The organism is Corynebacterium sp. CQ3829_602738 (assembly GCF_054478435.1).
Map to the genome: position 1 here is coordinate 1,869,821 of NZ_CM137003.1, position 20,861 is coordinate 1,890,681.

At 68.1% G+C, this 20,861-nt stretch carries 22 protein-coding genes; 6 read left to right on the plus strand and 16 right to left on the minus strand.

Features of this window, described 5'->3' with window-relative positions:
* The first annotated feature begins 10 nt into the window (after nucleotides 1-10).
* Nucleotides 11-907, plus strand: a complete 897-nt coding sequence (locus ACX1NL_RS08990; protein ID WP_458897957.1) for a ribokinase — start codon at nucleotides 11-13, stop codon at nucleotides 905-907.
* Between the two features lie 6 nt (nucleotides 908-913).
* On the opposite strand, the gene ACX1NL_RS08995 is transcribed toward ACX1NL_RS08990, so the two are convergent.
* Nucleotides 914-2,092: an alpha/beta fold hydrolase gene (locus tag ACX1NL_RS08995; RefSeq protein ID WP_458897958.1), complete on the minus strand. Its 1,179-nt coding sequence runs from the start codon at nucleotides 2,090-2,092 to the stop codon at nucleotides 914-916.
* Between the two features lie 58 nt (nucleotides 2,093-2,150).
* Between ACX1NL_RS08995 and ACX1NL_RS09000 the strand changes: the two genes are divergently transcribed.
* Complete coding sequence (locus ACX1NL_RS09000) at nucleotides 2,151-3,110, plus strand: hypothetical protein (RefSeq protein ID WP_181888907.1); 960 nt, start codon at nucleotides 2,151-2,153, stop codon at nucleotides 3,108-3,110.
* 102 nt (nucleotides 3,111-3,212) lie between these two features.
* Here ACX1NL_RS09000 and lepA read toward each other — a convergent pair whose 3' ends face one another.
* Complete coding sequence (lepA, locus tag ACX1NL_RS09005; protein ID WP_458897959.1) at nucleotides 3,213-5,087, minus strand: translation elongation factor 4; 1,875 nt, start codon at nucleotides 5,085-5,087, stop codon at nucleotides 3,213-3,215.
* Nucleotides 5,088-5,132: 45 nt separating this feature from the next.
* Between lepA and ACX1NL_RS09010 the strand changes: the two genes are divergently transcribed.
* The 4 genes from ACX1NL_RS09010 (at nucleotide 5,133) to ACX1NL_RS09025 (ending at nucleotide 8,067) form a co-directional block, all read left to right on the plus strand.
* The gene (locus ACX1NL_RS09010; protein ID WP_458897960.1) at nucleotides 5,133-6,002 is read left to right on the plus strand and encodes a CPBP family intramembrane glutamic endopeptidase; all 870 of its coding nucleotides are present in this window, start codon (nucleotides 5,133-5,135) and stop codon (nucleotides 6,000-6,002) included.
* Between the two features lie 33 nt (nucleotides 6,003-6,035).
* Nucleotides 6,036-6,542, plus strand: coding sequence for a type II toxin-antitoxin system PemK/MazF family toxin (locus tag ACX1NL_RS09015; RefSeq protein WP_239306246.1), 507 nt, complete (start codon nucleotides 6,036-6,038; stop codon nucleotides 6,540-6,542).
* A 187-nt stretch (nucleotides 6,543-6,729) separates the two neighbouring features.
* Nucleotides 6,730-6,993: a 30S ribosomal protein S20 gene (gene rpsT, locus ACX1NL_RS09020; protein WP_038612735.1), complete on the plus strand. Its 264-nt coding sequence runs from the start codon at nucleotides 6,730-6,732 to the stop codon at nucleotides 6,991-6,993.
* 90 nt (nucleotides 6,994-7,083) lie between these two features.
* On the plus strand, nucleotides 7,084-8,067 hold the full coding sequence (locus ACX1NL_RS09025; protein ID WP_458897961.1) for a CE1 family esterase: 984 nt from the start codon (nucleotides 7,084-7,086) through the stop codon (nucleotides 8,065-8,067).
* On the opposite strand, the gene ACX1NL_RS09030 is transcribed toward ACX1NL_RS09025, so the two are convergent.
* From ACX1NL_RS09030 to obgE, 14 genes are all read right to left on the minus strand, one after another.
* Nucleotides 8,064-8,711 (minus strand): LysE family translocator, encoded by a 648-nt coding sequence (locus ACX1NL_RS09030; RefSeq protein ID WP_458897962.1) that lies wholly within the window; start codon nucleotides 8,709-8,711, stop codon nucleotides 8,064-8,066. The genes ACX1NL_RS09025 and ACX1NL_RS09030 overlap by 4 nt on opposite strands.
* The gene (gene holA, locus ACX1NL_RS09035) at nucleotides 8,708-9,643 is read right to left on the minus strand and encodes a DNA polymerase III subunit delta (RefSeq protein ID WP_181888912.1); all 936 of its coding nucleotides are present in this window, start codon (nucleotides 9,641-9,643) and stop codon (nucleotides 8,708-8,710) included. Before holA ends, ACX1NL_RS09030 begins: the two co-directional genes overlap by 4 nt.
* 1 nt (nucleotide 9,644) lies before the next feature.
* A complete protein-coding gene (locus ACX1NL_RS09040; RefSeq protein ID WP_458897963.1) occupies nucleotides 9,645-11,216 on the minus strand; it encodes a ComEC/Rec2 family competence protein in 1,572 nt (523 codons plus the stop codon).
* Nucleotides 11,217-11,218: 2 nt separating this feature from the next.
* Complete coding sequence (locus ACX1NL_RS09045) at nucleotides 11,219-11,860, minus strand: ComEA family DNA-binding protein (RefSeq protein WP_458897964.1); 642 nt, start codon at nucleotides 11,858-11,860, stop codon at nucleotides 11,219-11,221.
* A 102-nt stretch (nucleotides 11,861-11,962) separates the two neighbouring features.
* Nucleotides 11,963-12,763 carry a DegV family protein gene (locus ACX1NL_RS09050; protein WP_458897965.1) on the minus strand — a complete coding sequence of 267 codons (801 nt, stop codon included), beginning with the start codon at nucleotides 12,761-12,763 and terminating at the stop codon, nucleotides 11,963-11,965.
* A complete protein-coding gene (locus ACX1NL_RS09055; protein WP_458897966.1) occupies nucleotides 12,764-13,396 on the minus strand; it encodes a histidine phosphatase family protein in 633 nt (210 codons plus the stop codon).
* Nucleotides 13,397-13,405: 9 nt separating this feature from the next.
* Nucleotides 13,406-13,879, minus strand: coding sequence for a ribosome silencing factor (gene rsfS, locus ACX1NL_RS09060; RefSeq protein ID WP_239306239.1), 474 nt, complete (start codon nucleotides 13,877-13,879; stop codon nucleotides 13,406-13,408).
* Between the two features lie 66 nt (nucleotides 13,880-13,945).
* Complete coding sequence (nadD, locus tag ACX1NL_RS09065) at nucleotides 13,946-14,566, minus strand: nicotinate-nucleotide adenylyltransferase (protein ID WP_181888919.1); 621 nt, start codon at nucleotides 14,564-14,566, stop codon at nucleotides 13,946-13,948.
* A gap of 6 nt (nucleotides 14,567-14,572) precedes the next feature.
* Nucleotides 14,573-14,968 carry a hypothetical protein gene (locus ACX1NL_RS09070; protein ID WP_181888920.1) on the minus strand — a complete coding sequence of 132 codons (396 nt, stop codon included), beginning with the start codon at nucleotides 14,966-14,968 and terminating at the stop codon, nucleotides 14,573-14,575.
* Nucleotides 14,968-15,906: a cutinase family protein gene (locus tag ACX1NL_RS09075; RefSeq protein WP_239306236.1), complete on the minus strand. Its 939-nt coding sequence runs from the start codon at nucleotides 15,904-15,906 to the stop codon at nucleotides 14,968-14,970. Before ACX1NL_RS09075 ends, ACX1NL_RS09070 begins: the two co-directional genes overlap by 1 nt.
* A gap of 9 nt (nucleotides 15,907-15,915) precedes the next feature.
* Nucleotides 15,916-17,202 carry a glutamate-5-semialdehyde dehydrogenase gene (locus tag ACX1NL_RS09080; protein WP_458897967.1) on the minus strand — a complete coding sequence of 429 codons (1,287 nt, stop codon included), beginning with the start codon at nucleotides 17,200-17,202 and terminating at the stop codon, nucleotides 15,916-15,918.
* 15 nt (nucleotides 17,203-17,217) lie between these two features.
* Complete coding sequence (locus ACX1NL_RS09085) at nucleotides 17,218-18,126, minus strand: D-isomer specific 2-hydroxyacid dehydrogenase family protein (RefSeq protein ID WP_458897968.1); 909 nt, start codon at nucleotides 18,124-18,126, stop codon at nucleotides 17,218-17,220.
* Nucleotides 18,127-18,144: 18 nt separating this feature from the next.
* A complete protein-coding gene (gene proB, locus ACX1NL_RS09090) occupies nucleotides 18,145-19,260 on the minus strand; it encodes a glutamate 5-kinase (protein ID WP_239306233.1) in 1,116 nt (371 codons plus the stop codon).
* Nucleotides 19,261-19,300: 40 nt separating this feature from the next.
* Nucleotides 19,301-20,806 carry a GTPase ObgE gene (obgE, locus tag ACX1NL_RS09095; RefSeq protein WP_458897969.1) on the minus strand — a complete coding sequence of 502 codons (1,506 nt, stop codon included), beginning with the start codon at nucleotides 20,804-20,806 and terminating at the stop codon, nucleotides 19,301-19,303.
* Nucleotides 20,807-20,861 lie beyond the last annotated feature (55 nt).

A 20,861-nucleotide genomic window follows, 5' to 3' on the forward strand; every position in this document is an offset into this window, starting at 1 on the left:
ATTGACGGCCATGAGTATGTGCGTCGTCGGATCCATCAACGCCGACCTGACCGTCAACGTGGAGCGCCACCCCACCCCGGGTGAGACCCTGCTGGGCTCCGGCGGCGGGATCACCGCCGGCGGCAAAGGCGCGAACCAGGCCGTCGCCGCGGCGAAGCTGGGCACCCCGGTCGTGCTCGTCGGCGCGACAGGCACCGACGCCAACGCCGACCCCGCCACCGCAATCCTGCGCGAGGCCGGGGTGGACATGCGCCACGTCGAAGAGGTCGAGGACGTCACCGGCCTGGCCGTGATCACCGTCGCCGCCAACGGCGAGAACACCGTGCTGGTGGTGCCGGGGGCGAACGCGCGGGTGGGCGCGGAGTTCGTGGACAGGCACGCCGACGCCGTGGAAACCGCCGAGCTGGTGCTGCTGCAGGGCGAGATCCCCGCCGACGGCTTCGCGCGCGCCGTGGAGCTGGCGCGCGGGCGCGTGGTGATCAATCTGGCGCCGGTCGTCGACGTGCCGCGCGAGGCGCTGCTTGCCGCCGATCCGCTCATGGCCAACGAGCACGAAGCCGGCCTGATCTTGCAGCAGCTCGGCCTCGACAGCGCCGGCACCCCGGAAGAGTTGGCCCGCCGCCTGCTCGACGCCGGGTTCGCCTCCGTGGTGCTCACCCTCGGCTCCGCCGGCGCGCTCGTCGCCACCGCCGAGGGGCTCACCCACATCGACTCGCCCAAGGTGGAGGCGGTGGACACCGTCGGCGCCGGCGACTCGTTCGCGGGCGCGTTCTGCCACCGCATCCTCGAAGGCGACAGCATGGCCGACGCCGCCGCCTTCGCGTGCCGCGTCGGCGCGTTCTCCGTCACCCGGCCCGGCGCGCAGCCGTCCTACCCCTCCGTGGGCGACGAGCTGCCGGAGCTCTAGGCCCCTTTACACTCCCGCCATGTCCAGCAGGCGGCCCAGCACCGCCTCGCCGTGGCGGCGCAGCCCGTCGTGCTGGAACTGGTCGGTTTCGAACACCTGCGCGCCGATCGCCGACGCGGTCTCGAGCGACAGCTCGCGCGGGACGAAGATGTCGTCGGTGTACACCGCCGCGTACGCGTCGTAGTCGCTGCCCAATCCCGCGTACAGGTTGGGCCAGTCGTCCTTTTCCGCCAGGTCGTGGGCGACTTGTGCGAACGGGCGCAGCGCCGGATCCTCATCGAATTGGAACGGGAAGATGTGCTCGCCGGTGAGGTAGAACTCCGCATCGTCCGGGTGTGCGTGCGGGCTGAACCCGTCCAACTCGGCCGATACCCGCTCGGCCGCCCAGTTGGTCGCACCCGGCACCGTCCCGCCGTAGATGCTCTCGTGCACCGCGGCGTACAGCGGGCCTTTGGCAAAGCTGACGCGCTCGCCCACCTCCGCCAGGAAATCGGTGCGCAGGCGCCCGTTTTGGTGGAACGGTGCCTCGAACAGCCGCGCCAGGGATTCGAAGCCACCCTCGCGGCCCAGCTCGATGCCCACAGTGCGTAGCCGGCGCGCACTGAGGCGCTCCCCCGTCGGCAGCAGCTCCTCCTGTGCCTCCAGGTGGCGGCACACCTCGCGCACCATCCGCTCGGCGGCCGGGTATTGCTCGTTGAACTGCAGGTTGCGGTGCTTCAGCTTGGCAAACGTCGCACGGTACACCTCGTCCGCGCCCTTGCTTATCGACGGCACACCTCCGGTAAACAACGCCCTGCCCACACCCTCCGGGTGCGCGGCCAGGTAGTGCATCAGGCAGAACCCGCCGAAGGACTGCCCCAGCACGTCCCACCGTTTCAGCCCCATCTCCTCGCGAAGCGCTTCGGCGTCGGCGACAATCTCGTCGGCGCGCAGCTGCGTGAGCACTTTAGCGTCGATAAGCGAAGGTGTAGCGGCGTCGATGCGGGTGGAGCGGCCGGTGCCGCGCTGGTCCAAGAGCACCACTTGGTAGCCACGCTCAAGCGCGTGGGTGATCCACGCGAAGCGCTGGCGCGGCGCCGGAAACCCCGGCCCGCCCTGCAGGTACAGCAGCGCCGGGGCCTTGGGGTCGCCGACAACGCGGGCGAAGACGGTGAACCCGCCGCGGGTGATTTCGATTTCGCGCATACGGCGATTGTAGGAACCGAGGCGCAGCTCGGAGCGTCATATACCTATGCACGACGGCATGGAAATTGAATTCGACCCGGTGATCCTGCGCGCCGACCAGATGCAACCCAAGCAGTACTACCTGCGCGTGAGCAAGCGACTATTCGTTCACGAACGATTTGGGCACGACGAGTGGACAACGCAACTGGCCGCGCGACACCACCCGCGCCGGGAACGCTACGACGTCGCCGCAGCCGTGCGCGCGGTGGTGCACGCCTCCGAACGGCCCGGCAGCGTGGTCTGCGGCTTCTCGGCGCTGGCGCTGTACCGACTGCCGTACCTGGTGGAAGGGGCGGACACGACGCTACGGGCGGCCGTCCGGGCGACACTGCCTGCCTCCACCTTCCGACCCGCGGTTGCTCGGCTGCGAGCGCCCCACACCGAAACCTGGACACTCACCCACCGCGGCATGCCTATCCGCACCGCCACGCCGGCCCGGGCAACCATCCAGGCCTTGCAGCAGATTCGAGCCGGCGAACATTCGTGGCAGACGGAGCCGGTCCCGGGCGTTGCAGCGGAGGTGGTCCGGGCGGTGCAGCTCGTGGACTGCGTCCGGCGCCACCTGGGGCTGCAGGTCCCGGAGCTGCAGCAGGCCGCCGCGGGCCAACTGAGCAAGCGGTGGCTCTCGAAGGTACTCAATCTCTCCCGCGACACCGCCGATTCGCCGAAAGAAACGGAGCTGCGCCTGCTCCTGCAGCCAGTGGTGGAAAAATACAACCTGATGCTGGTGGAGCAATACCCGCTGGTAGTCGGCGGCAGGGTGGTCACCACCTTCGACTTCGCCATCCCCGAGCTGAAATTGGGGATCATGTACGACGGCAGCCACCACTGGACCTACGAACAGCGGCAATTGGACTCGTCGATCAATCTGACATCGATAATGCACGGCTGGACGGTGCCACGCACTGCCTCCAGGAGCATGCGTCAGTGCGTCGAGGTGGTGGAGGCGGTGCTGAAGCAGAAGCTCGGGGTCCGGTGACGGATGTGCCATCGGCTTCTTGCGCGACCCGGGAAGAGTGCCAAATGTGACATTCGTTCTGTCACATGTGGCACCGGCGGCGGGTGGGGTGGGCGCTGGCCGCTACTCCTCGCCGTCGGTGGACAGCGCAGCCACGAACGCTTCCTGCGGCACGGTGACAGAGCCGATGTTCTTCATGCGCTTCTTACCGGCCTTCTGCTTCTCCAAAAGCTTGCGCTTGCGGGAGATGTCGCCGCCGTAGCACTTGGACAGCACGTCCTTGCGCAGCGCGCGGATGTTTTCGCGGGCGATGATCTTCGAGCCGATGGCGGCCTGGACCGGCACCTCGAACTGCTGGCGCGGGATGAGCTCTTTGAGCTTCTTGGTCATCTTGTTGCCGTACCACTGCGCCGAATCCCTGTGCACGATGGCGGAGAAGGCATCCACAGGCTCGCCCTGGAGCAGGATGTCCACCTTGACCAGGTCCGCCAGCTGCTCGCCGGCCTCCTCGTAGTTCAGCGACGCGTAGCCCTTGGTGCGGGACTTCAGCATGTCGAAGAAGTCGAAGATGATCTCGCCGAGCGGCATGATGTAGCGCAGCTCCACGCGGTCCTCGGAAAGGTACTCCATGTTCTTCATCTGGCCGCGCTTGGACTGGCACAGCTCCATCGTGGAGCCCACGAACTCCTGGGGCACGATGATGGTCATGTTCACGATCGGCTCGTAGACCTCGGGGATCTTGCCGCTGGGCCAGTCCGAGGGGTTGTGCACGATCTGCTCGGTGCCGTCCTCCGCCACCACGCGGTAGGTCACACTCGGCGCGGTGGAGATGAGGTCCAGGTCGAACTCGCGCTCCAGGCGGGTGCGCGTGATCTCCATGTGCAGCAGGCCCAAGAACCCGCAGCGGAATCCGAAGCCCAGCGCAACGGAGGTTTCCGGCTCCCAGGTCAAGGAAGCGTCGTTAAGCTGCAGCTTCTCCAAGCTCTCGCGCAGCGTGGGGAAGTCTTCCTGCGAAACCGGGAACAGGCCCGAATAGACCATCGGCTTGACGTCTTCGAAGCCCTCCAGCGGCTCCTCGGCGCCCTTGGAGGCCCAGGTGACGGTGTCGCCGACGCGGGTGTCGCGCACGTCCTTGACGCCGGTGATGAGGTAGCCCACCTCGCCGGGGCCTAAGCCCTTGGTCTTTTTCATGGTGGGCGAGACGACGCCGATTTCGAGGATCTCAAGCGTCTTGCCGGTGTTCATCATCTGCACCCTCTGGTTCGGCTCGAGCTTGCCGTCCATCATGCGGATGTAGGTGACCACGCCGCGGTAGGTGTCGTACACCGAGTCGAAGATCAGCGCGCGGGCCGGTGCGTCGGCGTCGGTCGCTGCCGCGCCCGAAGGGGAGGAAGGAGAAGGAATCAGGTCCACCACGCGGTCCAACAGCTCCGGCACGCCCTCGCCCGTCTTGCCGGAAACGCGCAGCACGTCCTCCGGCTCGCAGCCGATGATGTTGGCGATCTCCAGGGCGTACTTCTCCGGGTCCGCCGCCGGCAGGTCGATCTTGTTCAGCACCGGGATGATCTCGAGGTCGTTGTCAATGGCCATGTAGAGGTTGGCCAGGGTTTGCGCCTCGATGCCCTGGGCAGCGTCGACAAGCAAAATTGCCCCCTCGCAGGCGTCCAAACTGCGGGCGACCTCGTAGGAGAAGTCGACGTGGCCCGGGGTGTCGATCATCTGCAGCACCATCTGCTCGCCGACGTGATCGCCCGTCTTGGGCACCCACGGCAGGCGCACGTTCTGCGCCTTGATGGTGATGCCGCGTTCGCGCTCGATGTCCATGTTGTCGAGGTACTGGTCGCGCATCTCGCGCTCGTCGACGACGTTGGACAGCTGCAAAATGCGGTCTGCCAGCGTGGACTTGCCGTGGTCGATGTGCGCGATGATGCAGAAGTTACGGATCCGGGCGGGGTCCGTGAACGTTTCCTCTGCAAAGTTTTTCGATTTGGCGGCCATAGTTGCCACATCCTACTTTGCGAGCCCCGCGCTACGGTATGCACCATGCCTTACCACCGTTTAGGACTTGTTGCCCGCCACCGGCCCGCTGCGTGGTGGCGGGCGCTGATTGAGCTCGTGGTGCTGGTCGCGTTCGTGGCCCTGTTTGCGGTTGCGTCGGTGATCGCCCTCGGGCTGGCCGCCGGGTCCTCCGGCCGCGACTTCGAAATGCTCGTCGAGGGCGGGGCGGACCCCCTCAGTCCGCTTGTCCAGGTGCTGATCATCGCCGCGATCCTGCCGGCGCCGTTTCTCGCCGCGCGCATCGCGGGCCGCCGCCCGTCCGCGCTGTTCAGCACCGCGCTGCGCATGCGGTGGGGTGTGTTCGGGCGCGCGCTTGTAGTCGTCGGCGCGGTCTACGGGGCGCAAGTGCTTATCGACGCCTTCCGGGGCGCCCCCGCCGAAGCCACCATCAACCCGTTCCGGCTTACCCTCGTCGCGGCCCTGGTCATCGCCGTGCCGCTGCAGTCCGCCGCCGAGGAGTTCCTCTTCCGCGGCGCGCTGCCGCAGATCCTCGGGCAGTGGCGGGCGCCCGCGTGGCTGGCCTACCTGCTGCCGGGCATCGCCTTTGTGGCGGGCCACGCCTACAACTGGGTCGGGCTCATCGACATCGCCATATTCGCCGTGTGCACCGCGGTGCTGACCTGGCGCACGGGCGGGCTCGAGGCGTCGATTGCGCTGCACGCCGTGAGCAACACGATCTTCTTCGGCTACGGGGCACTGGACATGGTGGACCCGAACGCGACGGAGATCGGTTGGCAGCAGATGCTGGGCGCCTCGCTGATGACCGTCGTGTGCACCGCCCTCCTTCTGTGGGCGCTGCGGGGGATTTCAGCAGAACAGCAGAAACCCCTTGTCCCGGCAGACACGAAAGCTTAAGGTTGCAGATAACTGCAATGTGGAGGTGCCAACGTGGCGTTCGAGCGATTTAAGCGCAAAGGCGCGCGACCCCGCACGGCATCGCTCGACCAAGGCCTGGCCCTGCTGCACGACCGGGTGACCAACCAGATTGAGATGCGCCGCAAGCGCGCCTCGCGCGTGGACGTGCGCCCCACCGGCTCGGTGCCCCGCAACGTCTACTACGCCCCCGACATGGACGGCGGCGCCGAACCCGGCGAGGTGGTGTGGGTGACCGTGCCGTCGCACCCGCCGAAAGAGCGCTCCATGCTGGTGGTGGGCCGCGAGCACAGCGACATCTTGGGCCTGCTCATCTCCCCGGAAGAGGAGCACGCGGAGGATGACCGCTGGTTTGAAATCGGCCCCGGCGACTGGGACGCCTCAGGCCATCCGTGCTGGGTGCGCCTGGACAAAACGCTCGTGGTACCGGAGGCCGACGTGCACCGGCGCGGCACCACCGTGCCGCAGCGCCGCTTCGAGCGGGTGGCGAACACGCTGCGCGAGCGCTTCCAGTGGCTGTAAGGACGGTTTGGCCCGGTAATGCCGGGCTGTTATCCTGCTCAAGTTGACCGTTACCGGCCACCTTCGGGTGCACACTGCTACGCGGGCAGGACCTTGGGTTCGCGTTCATAGCCAAAGCGGTGCGCAAGATACCCCGGCTGGGACGACGACATCCATGTTCGATTGAGAAACCAAGAGGTATTTCATAATGGCTAACATCAAGCAGCAGAAGAAGCGCGTCCTCACCAACGAGAAGCGCCGCATGCGCAACAAGTCCGTCCGCTCCGCCACCCGCACGGAGATCCGCAAGTTCCGCGAGGCTGTAGAGTCCGGCGACAAGGCTGCCGCTGAGGCGCAGCTGCGCGTGGCTTCCCGCAAGCTGGACAAGGCTGTGACCAAGGGCGTGTTCCACCGCAACTCCGCAGCGAACAAGAAGTCCAACATGGCCCGCGCCCTGAACAAGATGGACTAATTCCGTCATGTTCCGCCCCGTGCATCGTTGAATCGGTGCGCGGGGCGTTTCGTGTATCAAGACCCCATTTGAAGAGAAAAGAATACTGCCGTGAAACACTCCCGCCGCGCGCTGGCTGCCGCGCTTGCCACTTCCCTGTCTCTGTCGTTGCCGGTACCGGCCGAGGCGCAGCAGCTGAGCTCCTCGCCCGAATTTGAGGAGCTTCTGGCCCGCTACGCCCCGGGCGTGGACCCGGAGCAGGTGCGTGCGCTCGGGGTGCTGGCCGCACTTGTGGCCAGCATCGCGATTGCGATTCCGATGGTGAAAAACGGCAAGGTCACATCGCCGTCGCGCGAGCACACCCACTCGCTGCAGGTGGACGGGCGCAGCCGCACCTACGACGTGGTGCTGCCGCGCGGCTATGACTCAGAGAAGTCCTACCCGGTGGTGCTGGGCTTCGGCGGCTGGCACCACACCTCTGCCAACATGCACGACTACTCCAACTTGGAGAGCCAGTTCACGGACGCGATCGTGGTCTACGGCCAGGGCGTGGACAACGCGTGGGGCGGCGCGCCGTACGCGGCCACCAGCATCGATGAGGATGTCGCGTACACCAAGGCCGTGCTTCGCGACGTCGCTTCGCGCTACAACGCCGACACCTCCCGCACCGTCGCCGTAGGCCTGTCCAACGGCGGCGGCATGGTCGCCGCGCTCGCCTGCCACGCCCCGGAGACAGTGCGCGGTATCGCGTCGGTGGCGGGCGCGTTCTACTCCCCCACCGTCACCGGCTGCACTTCCGGCGAAGTGCCGACGATGATCATGCACGGCACCAACGACGGCGTTGTGGGCTACAACGGCGGCTTCCGCCACGGCGCGCCTTTCGAGTCCGTGGAATCGGTAGCGCGCACCTTCGCCCGCAAGAACGACTGCTCCATGGTGGCGTCGCAGTCGCGCTCCGGTGCCATCACCACCTTCGACTTCGAGAATTGCTCCGCGCCCGTGCGCATCGAGCGCGTCGAAGGCGGCGGCCACACCTGGTTCGACTCGCCCGACGCGACGCGCCAAACGGCCCAGTTCTTGCGCCGCTACCTCTAGAGCACGCTGACAAGCCCGCGGGCGATGAGCACCGCGCCGACCACCATGAAAAACGCGCCCGCGGCGATGTCGATGTAGGGCCCGGCGCGCAGGAACTTCCGGCGCACACGCTCGGCGGAAGTGACCTGCGCGATCGCCCCAAACAGGGCGAACGAGCTGAGCCAGAGCGAGGCGATGACAATCAGCGCGGTGGAAAGCGAGGGGTTCGCGGGCAAGAGCGGCGCGATCATGGCGGTCAGCGCGACCACGATTTTGGGGTTGGCCAGGTTGGTGGCAAGGCCCCGTCGATAGGCAGCACGCACCGAGCCCAAGCGCTGCACCGCTTCATCCAGGTCCGCGGGCGGGTCGTGCCTGTCGCGCAGCCCGCCGCGCAGGTTGTGCTGGCCCATCCAAATCAGCGCCGCGCCGCCGAGTATCTGGATGGCGGCGACGGCCTGCGGCACCGCGTGCAAAAGCGCCGCCGCGCCCACGACGGTGAGCGTGAACCACAAAGCGGCGCCGGTGTGGATGCCCAGGTTGGTCGCCCAGGCGTGCCTGCGCGAGCGGGTGGCCGTGCGCATAAGCAGCACCATGTCGGGGCCCGGGGCGGCGGCGCCGACCAGGTTGAACCCGACGATGACCGCGAGATCGCCCGGCGCGATCATGCAAGCTCCGCGATGCGGCGCACCGCGTTTTCGAGGGCGAACTCCGGGTCGCCGCCCTGGCCCTTCACCTCGGCGTCGAGGTCGGAGACGATGATCACCGCGTGCGAGACCGCGTCCCCGCTCCACTGGCGCGCGACCTGCATGGTCTTTTTCGCCACGTACGGGTGCATGCCGACGGTGCGCGCCAGCTGGTCCGGGTTGCCGCGCACGCCGTGGAGTTTGGCGATGTCGCCGACCTTGCGCGCGAGCGCCGCCGCGATGGACACCGGGCTAGTGCCCAGCTGCAGCGCGCGGCGCGTCGACGCGAGCGCCCGGTCCGCGCGGCCTGCCACCGCCTGGTCCGCGATGTCGAAGCCGGCGACCTCAGCCACGCCCACGTAGTAGGCGCGCACGGATTCGACGGTGAGCTCGCCCTCAGTGTCGCTAACCAGTTGGCTGACGGCGGAGGCGAGCTCGCGAAGGTCCGAGCCGACCGATTCCAGCACCGCGGCGGCCACGTCCGGGGTGGGGCGCACGCCGTGGCTGCGGAACTCCTCCATGAGCCAGGAGCGGCGCTCATTGTCTTTCAGCGGATCGGCCTTGTGCACCTCGGCGACCTTGGCAAACTTCTTCACCATCGCCTTTTGACGCCCGCCGCCGGTGTGCTCGATGATCAGCGTGATGCCCGGCGCGGGGTTCACGCAGGCCTGCAGGAGGATCTCGGTGGGTTCCTTGCCGGCGAGCTCGGCGTGCTTGACCACCACCACGCGGTCCTCCGCGAACAGTGACGGGCTGGTCGCCATCGCGATCTCTCCTTCAGAGACGTCGCCGGCGCGCAGAGTGGTCACCTCCACGCCCTCGCCGGCCTGGGCGACGATGGCTTTGGTTGCGCGCTCGGCAAGGAAATCGTCCTCGCCGAGCACCAGGTGCACGGGGTTAAGCATGCGCGCCATCTTACGTCCTGTCGTTGGGGAAGATGACGGGGATCCCCTCGCGCGTGGCCACAGGTCGGCCTCGCGGTGGGCCGCCCTCCAGCACGACGACGATCTGCGCCCACTCCGGCACCGGCTCCGCATTTTCGATGGTCTCCACGACGTGGGCGCGAAGCCCCGTCGGGTCGACGGGCGCGGGCTCGCCCGGCGCGACAAACAGCACCAGACCAACGACGGCAGCGCAGACCGTGGCGCGCGGGCGGCCTGCGAGTAACCCGGCGAGCACCCACCCGTAGACCACAAGAGCGGTCAGTGGGGTCGCCGACACCGTCGCACTAGGCAGCCCCGCGCCGATCTTCGCCACCGTGTGCACCCACCACGCCAACGGCTCGACGCACCACAGCACCGGCACCTCCAGCCCGCCGGGCAAAAGCGACGCCACCGCCGCGACGAGCCCGAGCACCGTCACCGGCCCCACCACCGGTGCGACCAGCACGTTGGCACCGACCGAGACCAGCGAGACTTTGCCCGCCATCATCGCCACGATGGGCATGGTGGCCAGGTCCGCCGCCACCGCCACAGCAAGGGCGCGGACGAGGATGTCCGGCCAGCCAGTCACCGCCAGCGCGCGGTACAACAGCGGATAGAGCGCCACGATGCCGGCCGTCGCCGCCACTGACAGGGCGAAGCCGTAGTGCACCGAAAGGTCGGAATCCACCAGCACCAGCCCGATGACGGACAGGCACAACGCGTGGATGGGCTCTGCCTGACGGGAGGCGAGCACCGCCACCAGCCCCACCAGGCCGGACACCGAGGCGCGCAGCACGCTCGGCTCCGGGCCCACCAGCGCGGCGTAGATCAAAAGCGCGACCGCCGAGGCGGCGATCCTGCCGCGCAGCCCCGCCCCGATTGCGGCCGCCGCCACGGTGGCGAAGGTGGCCACGATCGCGATGTTCGCCCCGGACACGGCGGTCAAATGGGACAGTCCGGTGTCGATGTACATCTGTTGTTCGGCTGGCGGTTGCAGGGAGACGTCGCCAAGCACCATGCCCGGAATGAGCCCGCGTGCACCCTCGCCCACCTGCGCCTGGACCGCCGCGGCGAAGGTGGAACGCACGTGGTGCGCGAACGCCGCCAGCCCCTCCGGCGGGCCGAGGACCTCGACGTCGCCGTTGAGCACGAACGGGTTCACGCCCGGCACGCCGGACTCCTTTGACACCCCGCGGCCCACCACCTGCGCGCCGGCGACCGCGCCGTCGGGCAGGTCGTCTGCGAACACCGGCGTCGTCGACGGCTGGCCGGGCACCTTCACCCGCACCAGATAGGCGCCGGACTCGGTCTGCTTCGGGGTGCCGCTGACGGTGCCCACGATCTCGGAGGCGGAGACGCTTGCGTGTTTGCGCACCGCCGCCGTGAGCGTCGCCGCCGCGCCGAGGCCCGCGGTCAGCACCCCCTGGCCATACTCGCGCGCGAGCAGGCAGCCGGCGGCGAGGACCCCGACAACAAAAAGCGCCGCCCACACCCCGAACAGAATGCAGCACGCCGCCGCGGCCCACACCGCCAGCGCCGCCGGCACCAGCCGCAGCTCCGACACCGCTACAGCCCCACCATGTCACGCATGGCCTCGAACTTCGCGGGTCCGATGCCGCGGACGTCCATGAGCTGCTCCACCGCGGTAAACGGCCCGTTGGCCTCGCGGTGGGCCACGATCGCCGCCGCGGTCGCCTCCCCCACCCCGGGCAGCGCGGTCAGCTCGGAGGCGGACGCGTTATTCAGCGACACCGTTCCAGCGTCAGACGCGGCCGCTCCTCCGCCGCCTGCCGGGGGCGCGGCGCCGACGGCCTGGACGTGGATCTGCTGGCCGTCCACAAGCAGCTGCGCCTGGTTGTGCGCCAGTAAATCGGCGTGCGGCAGCGGCTGTGCGATCTGGAGGGCGTCGGCGATGCGGGAGCCCTCGTTCAGCGTCATCAGTCCCGGGTTGGCCACCTCCCCCACCACGGCCACGACCACCACCCCGCTGACCTCGGTCGGCGAGGCCACCTGCTCCCAGTCGACGTCCCCCTCCGACCCGCCGCCACGCAGCAGCGCCCACGCACCCACCACAACCAGCAGCGCGACCACCGCCGCGGCGGCCGGCTTCACCGGCACGGACACACGCGGCGCGGGATAGCGCACGGCGAGCAGGTCCTCTTCCCCGGTGGGCCGGGTGAGCTCCTGGAGGCGGTCGATGGCGTTCATGCCCGGCACGCTAGGTCCACAAACCCCGCACCGGAAGACCCCCACCGCAAACCTGTGGATAACGTTGTTGCAGCGTCACCTATCAGGGCGGGTTATCCACACCTACTGGGCTGATTCCCGAGAAGAAAAGACAACCGACAGCCCAATGGCGCCGGGGCCGGTGTGGACCGCGAGGACGTCGACAAGCGGCTCGCACATCACCCGCGAGCCCTCCGGCAACTCCGCCTCAAGCGACGCCGCCAGCTGCTCGGCCGCCTCCTCGGCGTCCGCGTGTTGGATCGCCGCGAACACCGCCTGCCCCTCGGCGCGCTCCACCACCAGCTCCGTGAGCTTGGCAAACGCCTTCGACTGGGTGCGGGTCTTGCCGGCGAGCTCCAGCTTGCCGTCGTGGATGCGCAAAATCGGCTTGTTTGCCAAAAGCGCCGCGGAGAGCACCGCGGTGCCGGTGGGCAGGCGCCCGGACTTGCGCAGGTCGTCGAGCTGGTGAAGGTACACCCACGTCTCGGAGCGGGCGAGCGTCGATTTCGCCATCGCCTCGCACGCCGCCAAGTCCCCGCCCTCTTGGGCCACGGTGGCGGCGGCCATGGCGGCCGCGCCGATGGTCATGCCGGCCGCGTCCGTTTCCACCACTTTCACCGTGCCGGGAAACACCGCGGATGCCGCCACGGCCGCGGACCACGTCGACGACAGCGCCTTGGACAGGTGCAGCGCGATCACCCCGTCGTCGCCGCCGCGCTCCAGCTGGCGCGCGTAGCAGGCCGCAAGCTCCAGCGAGGACAACCCGGAGGTGCCCCTGTCCTCGCCGCTGCCCATGACGTGCATGTCGGCGACGGTGATGTCCAGCTCGCGGACGACCTCGGGCGGCAGCCCCGCCGAGGAATCCACCACCACGCGCACTGCCATTTAGTTCAGCCCCCGGTTCCAGGCTTCGAGGAACCAGCGGGTCTTCGCCGGTTCGTCCAGGCGCGGCATCGCCACCAGCCGCGCCGTGTTCGCGTTGCCCAGCCCCTTGATCGCGGGGTACTGCGCCACCACGAAGCCCAGCAGCGACGCGGTCAGCGCCGCGATGGTGCCGCCGTGGGAGACCAAAAGCACGGCGGAGTTGTCCCACTCGTCGTAGTCGCGCATCAGCTCGTCCACCACGGCCTGCGCGCGCGCCGCCACCTCGAGGCGGCTTTCCCCGCGCGGCGGTGCCCACGTCGCGTCCGTGCGCCACACCGCCCGCGCACCTTCGTGCTCCGTGTCCACCTCGGTGTGGGTTTTGCCTTGCCAGTCGCCGAGGTGCGTTTCGCGCAGCCGCTTATCGACGTCTACAGTCAACCCCAAATCCGCCGCCACCACGTCAGCAGTGTTTTTCGCGCGCACGAGGTCGGAGGAGATGATCTTGGAAATACCCAGGTCACGCAGCTCTTTGGCGGCGGCGTGGGCCTGGTTCACACCGCGTTCGGAGAGCACGGTGTCCAGCTGCCCCTGCATGCGGGAGGTGGCGTTGTACTCCGTTTCGCCGTGGCGCAGCAGGATCAAACGTCGTTGCATGCGCGACGCCTAGAACTCGTCGTCTGCGGCCGCCGGGCCGTCGCCGGCCAGCGGCAGGTCCTCGATGTTCTGCGCCTCGCGCAGCTCGGCCTCGTTGCCGAAGGTGGCGGGGCGCTCGTAGGGCTCCAGGCCCTCGACCTCAATGGCCGGGCAGTCCGCGTACAGGCGGTCCAGGCCGTAGAACTCGCGCTCTGCCTCGCGCTGGATATGCACGACGAAGTTGCCGTAATCCAGCAGCACCCAGCGGTTTTCGCGGTTGCCCTCGCGGCGCTTCGGCTCCACTCCCTCATCCGTCAGGTCGTCTTCGACCTCCTGGACGATGGCGGCGACCTGGCGCTCGTTGTCGGCGGAGACGATCACGAACACGTCCGTGATGGCCATGACGTTGGAGACGTCGATAACAGCGATGTTCTTGCCAAGCTTTTCATCTGCCGCCTTCGCGGCAATCTTGGCGCGGTCGATGGAGATCTGCGGAGCGGTCAAGTGGCAAACCCTTCGTTGGTTGGACAGACCCCGCCATTGTCCCACGACACGGCCTAAGAGTGCTACTTAGGCATAGAGGGCGTTTTTGGTGATGTACTGCACCACCCCGTCCGGCACGAGGTACCACACGGGCCGGCCCTCGGCGGCACGCTCGCGGCAATCGGTGGAGGAGATGGCCATCGCCGGGATTTCCACCAGGTGCACGCGCTCCTGGATGTCGGCCGGCAGCATGTCCTCGCGCAGGTCGTAACCGGGGCGGGTCACGCCGACGAACTCGGCGAGCTGGAACATCTCTTCCCAGTCGTGCCAGGACATGATGGAGGCCAGCGCGTCGGCGCCGGTGATGAAGTACAGCTCCTCGTCCGGGAACTGCTCGCGCAGGTCCCGCAGCGTATCGATGGTGTAGGTCGGCCCGTCGCGGTCGATGTCGACGCGGGAGACGGAAAAGCGCGGGTTGGAGGCGGTGGCGATCACCGTCATCAGGTAGCGGTCTTCCGCCGGGCTGATGGTCTTGCCCGCCTTCTGCCACGGCTGGCCGGTGGGCACGAAGATGACCTCGTCCAGGTTGAACCGGTCCGCCACCTCGCTGGCGGCGACCAGGTGGCCGTGGTGGATCGGGTCGAACGTGCCGCCCATGACCCCGATGCGCCGCGCCTGCTCCAAGGAGGCGGCGTAGTGCTCCGTCATGCGCCGTTACCTCGCCGGGGGCAGCATGCGGATGTCCACGGACTCGATGAACAGCAGTCCGGCGCCGAGCACCAGCGCGAGCAGTGCGCCGACCACGCCGACGACAGCACCGATGCTGAGCTCGTCGCGCGTGTCGTCCGCCCACTTGTTGGCGCTGCTCGAGGAGCCGGCGGCGACCTCGCGCTCCTTGCACACCTGCTTGCCGTCCACCTCCACCGGGATCGGGTTGCCCTTGGCGTCCAGGATCGGGTTGCCCTTGGCGTCCACTTCCCACTCACAGGTCTTTTCCACCGTCACGCGCTGCGTGGTGTCACGCGTGATGGTCTCCGCGCCCGCAGGCGCAACTGAAAGCGCGACGGCGCAAGCGGTCGCGGCGGCGGTGGTCCGAATCAGCTGGTTCATTAGCCGTACCGTACCTGATCCACGAAGCGCCCGAACGCGTCGGAGACTTGGTTGTCCCAGCGGGAGCTCCAGCGGAAGTAGCGGGCGTGGTTGCCGCCGGTGGCGCGGGAGGCCTCCAGCGTCTGCACGGACAAGTCGCACACGGCGTCCAGCGGCAGGCAGTAGTTGACGCGGTTGCGGGTCGCCGCGGCGGTCTTGGTGTTGAACGGCAGCGCGCCGAGGATGCCACCCGCGCCGCCGCCGCGCACGCCCACGGTGGACCAGTCACCCGGGGCGGTGTTCGGGTTGCCAAAGTAGACCACACCGGCGAGCTGGCCGCGCCGCGCCAGTTCACGCTCGTGCTCCAGCAGAATCATCGCGCCCTGGGAGTAGCCGGACAGGATGTACTTCGGGCGGCAGCCGGTGGCGCCCTGGTAGTCGTTGATCATCTGCATCACGCCGCCCCGGCCGATTTTCACCGAGTCCAGGAACTGGTTCGAGGCCCTGCGCGCCATCATGAACATCGGGTTGGCCCACTGGATGGCAAGGCCGAGCGCCTGCAGCAGCGTCGACGGCACGGCGACCTCGGGCACGTCGTACTCCGGGAACGTCGCCGGGTAGTAGCGCGGCTCCAAGCCGATGACCTCGACGTCCTTCATCAGCGAGTTGCCGCCGTGGGTGGCGGTGTAGCGGCGCTCCGCGTGCTGGAGGAAGGCGCGGATGGTCTCCGCCTCCCAGCCGTTGGAGGTCCAGGCCGCCCCGCCCGAGTAGCGCGTGGGGTAGATCTGGGTGTTTTGGCCGGAGCCGCGGGCGGCGATGACCGCGACGGCCGGGCAGCGGGTTTGCGCGTCGGCTTCCTGCACGGGCGCGACGGGGGAAACGGTGGCTGTCACGGCGGTGGCGACAGCGGTGGCGAACAGGCCGAAGCGGGCGCGCCAGGAGGAACGGGATTTTTTCACGCGGATAGACTAGCGCACCTGGCCGGTACCTTCCAGGATCCATTTAGTGGTGGTCAGCTCCGGCAGCGCCATCGGTCCGCGGGCGTGCAGTTTCTGGGTGGAGATGCCGATTTCGGCGCCCATGCCGTATTGCTCCCCGTCCGTGAAGGCGGTCGATGCGTTGAGTACGACGGCGGCGGCGTCCACGGCGTCAGCGAATCGTCGTAAAGCATGTGCGTCCTGGGCCGCAATCGCCTCGGTGTGGCCGCTGGAGTAGCGCGCGATGTGGGCGATCGCCCCCTCGACGCCATCTACGACGGCGCTCGCGATGTCCATGCTGAGGTACTCCTCGGCGAAATCGGCCTCGGTTGCAGGCGAAACGTCCGCACCGAACGCATGATGCTTCTCGACGTCTCCGTGCACCTCCACCCCCGCATCCTGCAACGCAGCAACGACCGCGCGCTTGTCCTCGTCCGCGAGAGCGGCGTCAATGAGCACCGTCTCGGTGGCGTTGCACACGCTGACCCGGCGCGTCTTGCCGTTGATGAGCATCGCGATCGCCTTGTCCAGGTTTGCGGAGGCGTCGATGTAGAAGTGGCAGTTGCCGGTGCCCGTCTCAATGGTGGGCACGGTTGCGCCGGTGACCACCGCCTCGATGAGGCGGGCGCTGCCGCGGGGGATGACCACGTCGACAAGTCCGCGCGCGGTGATGAGGTCCTGGACCGAATCGTGGGATTCGCACGGCAGCAGCTGCACCGCCTCGCGAGGCAGGTCGTGTGCTGCGAGGGTGTCCTGCAGCACCTCGACCAGTTTTTCGTTGGAGCACCGCGCCGTCTTCGAGCCGCGCAGCAGCGCCACGTTGCCGGATTTCAGCGCCAGGCCGAACGCGTCGACGGTGACGTTCGGGCGGGCCTCGTAGACCATGCCCATCACGCCGAGTGGGACGCGCACCTTCTTCATCTGGATGCCGTTGGGCAGCGTGCGGCCGGTGAGCACCTCCCCCACCGGATCCTGCAGGCCCGCCACCTGGCGCAGGCCGCCGGCGATGCTCTCGATGCGGTCTTGATCAAGCGCAAGCCGGTCCAGCACCGACTCCGCCAGACCGTTTTGGCGGCCTTGCTCCAGGTCGCGGGCGTTGGCGTCGAGGATCTCCCCGGCGCGCTCCGTCAGCGCGGCCGCCGCGGCCAGCAGCACCGCGTCCTTCGCCGGGGTCGGCAGCGCGGCGATGACCGGCGCGACCTCCTTCGCGCGGCGCGCCTTCGCGAGCACCTCCTGGCGCTCGGCCTGTCTTTGCTGGTCAGTTTGCTGCGCACTCATGCGGCAATCCTAGCGCTAGTACCCGGCGTCGACGTCGACCTCTGTGGCCATCTTCTCGCCCGCGGCGTAAAGCTCCCAGTTCTTCGCGGCCAGCCCGCCGATGCGGCGCTCCATAAAGCGCGGGATGTTGGCCACGTGCGGGGTGATCACGCAGTTGTCCAGGCCCCACAGCTCGTGGTCGGCGGGCAGCGGCTCGGGCTCGGTGACATCCAGGCCGGCGCCGCGCAGGTGGCCGTCGGCAAGTGCCTGCGTGAGCGCCTGCGTATCGACGAGCGGCCCGCGCCCCACATTCACAATCACGGCGCTGTCCCGCATCTTCCCGATGGTTTCCGCGTTGACCATGTGGCGGGTTTCCTCGGTGAGCGGGGCAAGCAGGACGAAGTAGTCGTGGTTTGCCCAGACGTCGTCGGAAAGTGTCACGGTGTGATCCGCGCCCTCGACGGGGTTGCCGGAGCGGTTCACGGCGGTGATCTCCATGCCGAACGGCTCCAGGAAGCGGATCAGCGTCTTGCCGATGCCGCCGGCGCCAATGATCGCGAGCTTCTTGTTGTCGAAGAGGTACTGCTTCTCCTTGAACAGCTGCGTGTTATTCCACTCGCGGTCCACGGCCTTCATGCGGTGCTCCACCGCGAGAAGCAGGGCGAGGGTGGACTCGGCGACGGTGTCGTCATAAAGCCCGCCGGCGTTGGCGAAACGCACGCTGTTCGCCGCGTGCTTGGCAAAGATGTCCTGCAGATTCTCCACCCCGGCGTACTGGATCTGCACGACCTTGACCGACTCGGGCAGCTCGTCCGGGAAATCCTTCGGGCCGCCGCCGAAGAGGACCATGTCCGGGTTGTCCTCCAGCGCCACATGCTGGTGGCCCTGCGCCTCCAAGGCTGCGATCGGCTCGTCCTTGGGCTTGGGCAAAAACGTGAACTTCATGCCCGCCCAGACTAGCTACTACAGGCGCGAGGCGTAGTTGCTCAGGTAGTCGGCGTGGACGACTGGGCGGCGTTGGTGTTCAGGCAACTCGTCGGAATGGCGTCCCAGCATCTCTGCGAGTTCGGAGGCGTCGTACGCCACTTCCCCGCGACCAATAGCTTCGGAGTCCGGCCCAAGGATCTCCACGATGTCGCCGGCGTGGAACTCCCCCTCGATGCCGGTGATGCCCACCGCGAGCAGGCTGGTGCCTCCGCGAGTGACCGCCTCGACCGCACCTTCGTCCAGGCGCAGCACGCCCTCCGCGTCCGCTGCGTAGAGGGCCCAGAACTTCCAGGCATTGAGCTTGCTCTCCGGGCGGGTGTGGAAGACGGTTCCCACCGACGCTGCGCCAAGCGCCTCCTTGATCTTCTCCGTGGCAGTGAGCAGCACCGGCACGCCGCCGCGGGTGGCTAGGCGCGCGGCCGAGACCTTCGCCGCCATGCCGCCGGTGCCGAACACGCCCCCGTCGCCGGCTTCGACGTCGGTGAGGTCGTTGCCGGAGCGGACTTCGTCGAGAAGCTTCGCCCCTGGATCGGACGGGTTTTTGTCGTAGAGGCCGTCCACATCCGACAGCAGCACCAGCGCATCCGCCGACACAAGGGTGGCCACGATGGCGGAGAGGCGGTCGTTGTCGCCGAAGCGCATCTCGGAGGTGGCCACGGTGTCGTTCTCGTTGACAATCGGCACCGCCCCCATCTGCCGCAGCCGGTCGATGGTGCGCTGCGCGTTGCGGGCGCGCTCGCGGGACCCGGCGTCGCTTTGTGTGAGCAGCACCTGGCCGATGGTGCGGCCGTAGCGCGCGAACGAGGCGCCCCACACCTGCGCGAGGTGGATCTGCCCCACCGACGCGGCCGCCTGCTTTGTGGCCAGGTCGCGCGGGCGGGCCTTCAGCCCCAGCGGCCCCATGCCCGCCGCGATCGCGCCCGAGGACACCACAACCACTTCGGAACCGCGCGCGATGCGGTGTTCGATCGCGTCCACGATGCGGTCGATCTTCGCCGGATCCAGCTCGCCTGAAGCGTTGACCAGGGAACTTGTACCCAGCTTGACCACAATGCGGCGGGCGGCGGCGATCTGGTTGCGAAGCGTAGTCATGCGTGTGAAGTCTACGCCTGTGGCTAACCCGCTCAGGGCCCTAGCCCTGCCAGCGCTCGCGGTCGGCCTCTTCGCCCGTGCCGTAGTCGTACTCGTCGATAAGCCCACGGCGGGCCTGCGACGCACGCTTGCGCTCCGCCGCGGAAGTGCGGTCCGTGCCGCCCAGGCGCGCGTCCTGGCCGCGGCCGGCAAGCGTCGGGTCGCCGCCGATGGACGGTTCCCAGTCGAACGAGATCTCGCCGATGGTCACCGTGTCGCCCTCGTGGGCGCCGGCCTTGCGAAGCATGTCTTCCACGCCTGCCTTGTTCAGGCGGTCCGACAGGTAGCCGACGGCCTCGTCGTTTTCGAAGTCCGTCTGGCGCACCCAACGCTCCACCTTCTCGCCGGTGACCAGCCACCCTTCCGGGTACATGGGGTCGCGCACGACCTCCACGCCCCCATCGTCGTGGCGGCGGCCGATGAGTTTGGGGCGGATGACCTGTGGTTCGTCGATAGGCATCGTGCGCCGCTTTGTGCGAGTGCGTTTGACGATGTCCCACAGCGCCCACTTCAGCTCGTCCAAACCTTCGCGGGTGGCGGTGGAGATGAGGTACACCGGCCAGCCGAACTTCTCCTCAATGTCCGCGCGCAGGAACTCAGCGAGCTCCTTCGCCTCCGGGATGTCCATCTTGTTCAGCACCACCAGTCGGGGGCGCTCGCGCAGGTCGCCCAGGCCGGAGTCCATGTCCAGGGCGTCGGCGTAGGTGTCCAGCTCGTGCTCGAGCGCCTCGATGTCGGAGATCGGGTCGCGGCCCGGCTCCATCGTCGCCACATCAACGATGTGCGCGAGCACCGCGGTGCGCTCAATGTGGCGCAGGAAATCCAGGCCGAGGCCCTTGCCTTCGCTCGCGCCCGGGATCAGGCCAGGCACATCCGCGATGGTGAACGTGTCGTGGCCGACGTTGACCACGCCCAGGTTCGGCGCAAGCGTGGTGAACGGGTAGTCCGCGATCTTCGGCTTCGCGGCAGAAACCACGGAAATGAGGGACGACTTGCCTGCCGACGGGAACCCGACCAGGCCCACATCCGCCATCGACTTCAGCTCCAGGATCAGGTCGTGCGCCTCCCCCGGCTCGCCTTTCAGCGCGAAACCGGGGGCTTTGCGCTTCGCCGTCGCCAAGGCGGCGTTGCCCAAGCCGCCGAAGCCGCCCTCGGCCGCGATGAAGCGGGTGCCCGGGACGGTGAGATCCGCGAGCACCTCGCCGTCCTCGCTGCGCACCACCGTGCCCACCGGCACCTCCAGCACGAGGTCTTCGCCGCGGGCGCCGTTGCGCCAGTCGCCGGCGCCGTTCGCGCCGCGCTGCGACTTGATGTGCGGGCGGTACTGGAAGTCCAGCAGGGTGTGGACCTGGGTGGACACCTCAAGCACGATATCGCCACCGTGCCCGCCATTGCCGCCGTCCGGGCCGCCGAGCGGTTTGAACTTCTCGCGGTGGACGGACGCGCAGCCGTGGCCGCCGTCGCCTGCTTGCAGGTGCAGGGTTGCGCGATCAACGAATTGGGCCATGGTGGGTTTTCCCGCCTTTCTTTAGGACACGGACGATGATATGCAAAAAGCGCCG

Coding starts and splice junctions, on each gene's coding strand:
- ACX1NL_RS08990 (WP_458897957.1), top strand. CDS start 11: ATGAGTATGTGCGTCGTCGGATCCATCAACGCCGACCTGACCGTCAAC.
- ACX1NL_RS08995 (WP_458897958.1), bottom strand. CDS start 2,092: ATGCGCGAAATCGAAATCACCCGCGGCGGGTTCACCGTCTTCGCCCGC.
- ACX1NL_RS09000 (WP_181888907.1), top strand. CDS start 2,151: ATGGAAATTGAATTCGACCCGGTGATCCTGCGCGCCGACCAGATGCAA.
- lepA (WP_458897959.1), bottom strand. CDS start 5,087: ATGGCCGCCAAATCGAAAAACTTTGCAGAGGAAACGTTCACGGACCCC.
- ACX1NL_RS09010 (WP_458897960.1), top strand. CDS start 5,133: ATGCCTTACCACCGTTTAGGACTTGTTGCCCGCCACCGGCCCGCTGCG.
- rpsT (WP_038612735.1), top strand. CDS start 6,730: ATGGCTAACATCAAGCAGCAGAAGAAGCGCGTCCTCACCAACGAGAAG.
- ACX1NL_RS09030 (WP_458897962.1), bottom strand. CDS start 8,711: ATGATCGCGCCGGGCGATCTCGCGGTCATCGTCGGGTTCAACCTGGTC.
- holA (WP_181888912.1), bottom strand. CDS start 9,643: ATGGCGCGCATGCTTAACCCCGTGCACCTGGTGCTCGGCGAGGACGAT.
- ACX1NL_RS09045 (WP_458897964.1), bottom strand. CDS start 11,860: ATGAACGCCATCGACCGCCTCCAGGAGCTCACCCGGCCCACCGGGGAA.
- ACX1NL_RS09050 (WP_458897965.1), bottom strand. CDS start 12,763: ATGGCAGTGCGCGTGGTGGTGGATTCCTCGGCGGGGCTGCCGCCCGAG.
- ACX1NL_RS09055 (WP_458897966.1), bottom strand. CDS start 13,396: ATGCAACGACGTTTGATCCTGCTGCGCCACGGCGAAACGGAGTACAAC.
- nadD (WP_181888919.1), bottom strand. CDS start 14,566: ATGACGGAGCACTACGCCGCCTCCTTGGAGCAGGCGCGGCGCATCGGG.
- ACX1NL_RS09070 (WP_181888920.1), bottom strand. CDS start 14,968: ATGAACCAGCTGATTCGGACCACCGCCGCCGCGACCGCTTGCGCCGTC.
- ACX1NL_RS09080 (WP_458897967.1), bottom strand. CDS start 17,202: ATGAGTGCGCAGCAAACTGACCAGCAAAGACAGGCCGAGCGCCAGGAG.
- ACX1NL_RS09085 (WP_458897968.1), bottom strand. CDS start 18,126: ATGAAGTTCACGTTTTTGCCCAAGCCCAAGGACGAGCCGATCGCAGCC.
- proB (WP_239306233.1), bottom strand. CDS start 19,260: ATGACTACGCTTCGCAACCAGATCGCCGCCGCCCGCCGCATTGTGGTC.
- obgE (WP_458897969.1), bottom strand. CDS start 20,806: ATGGCCCAATTCGTTGATCGCGCAACCCTGCACCTGCAAGCAGGCGAC.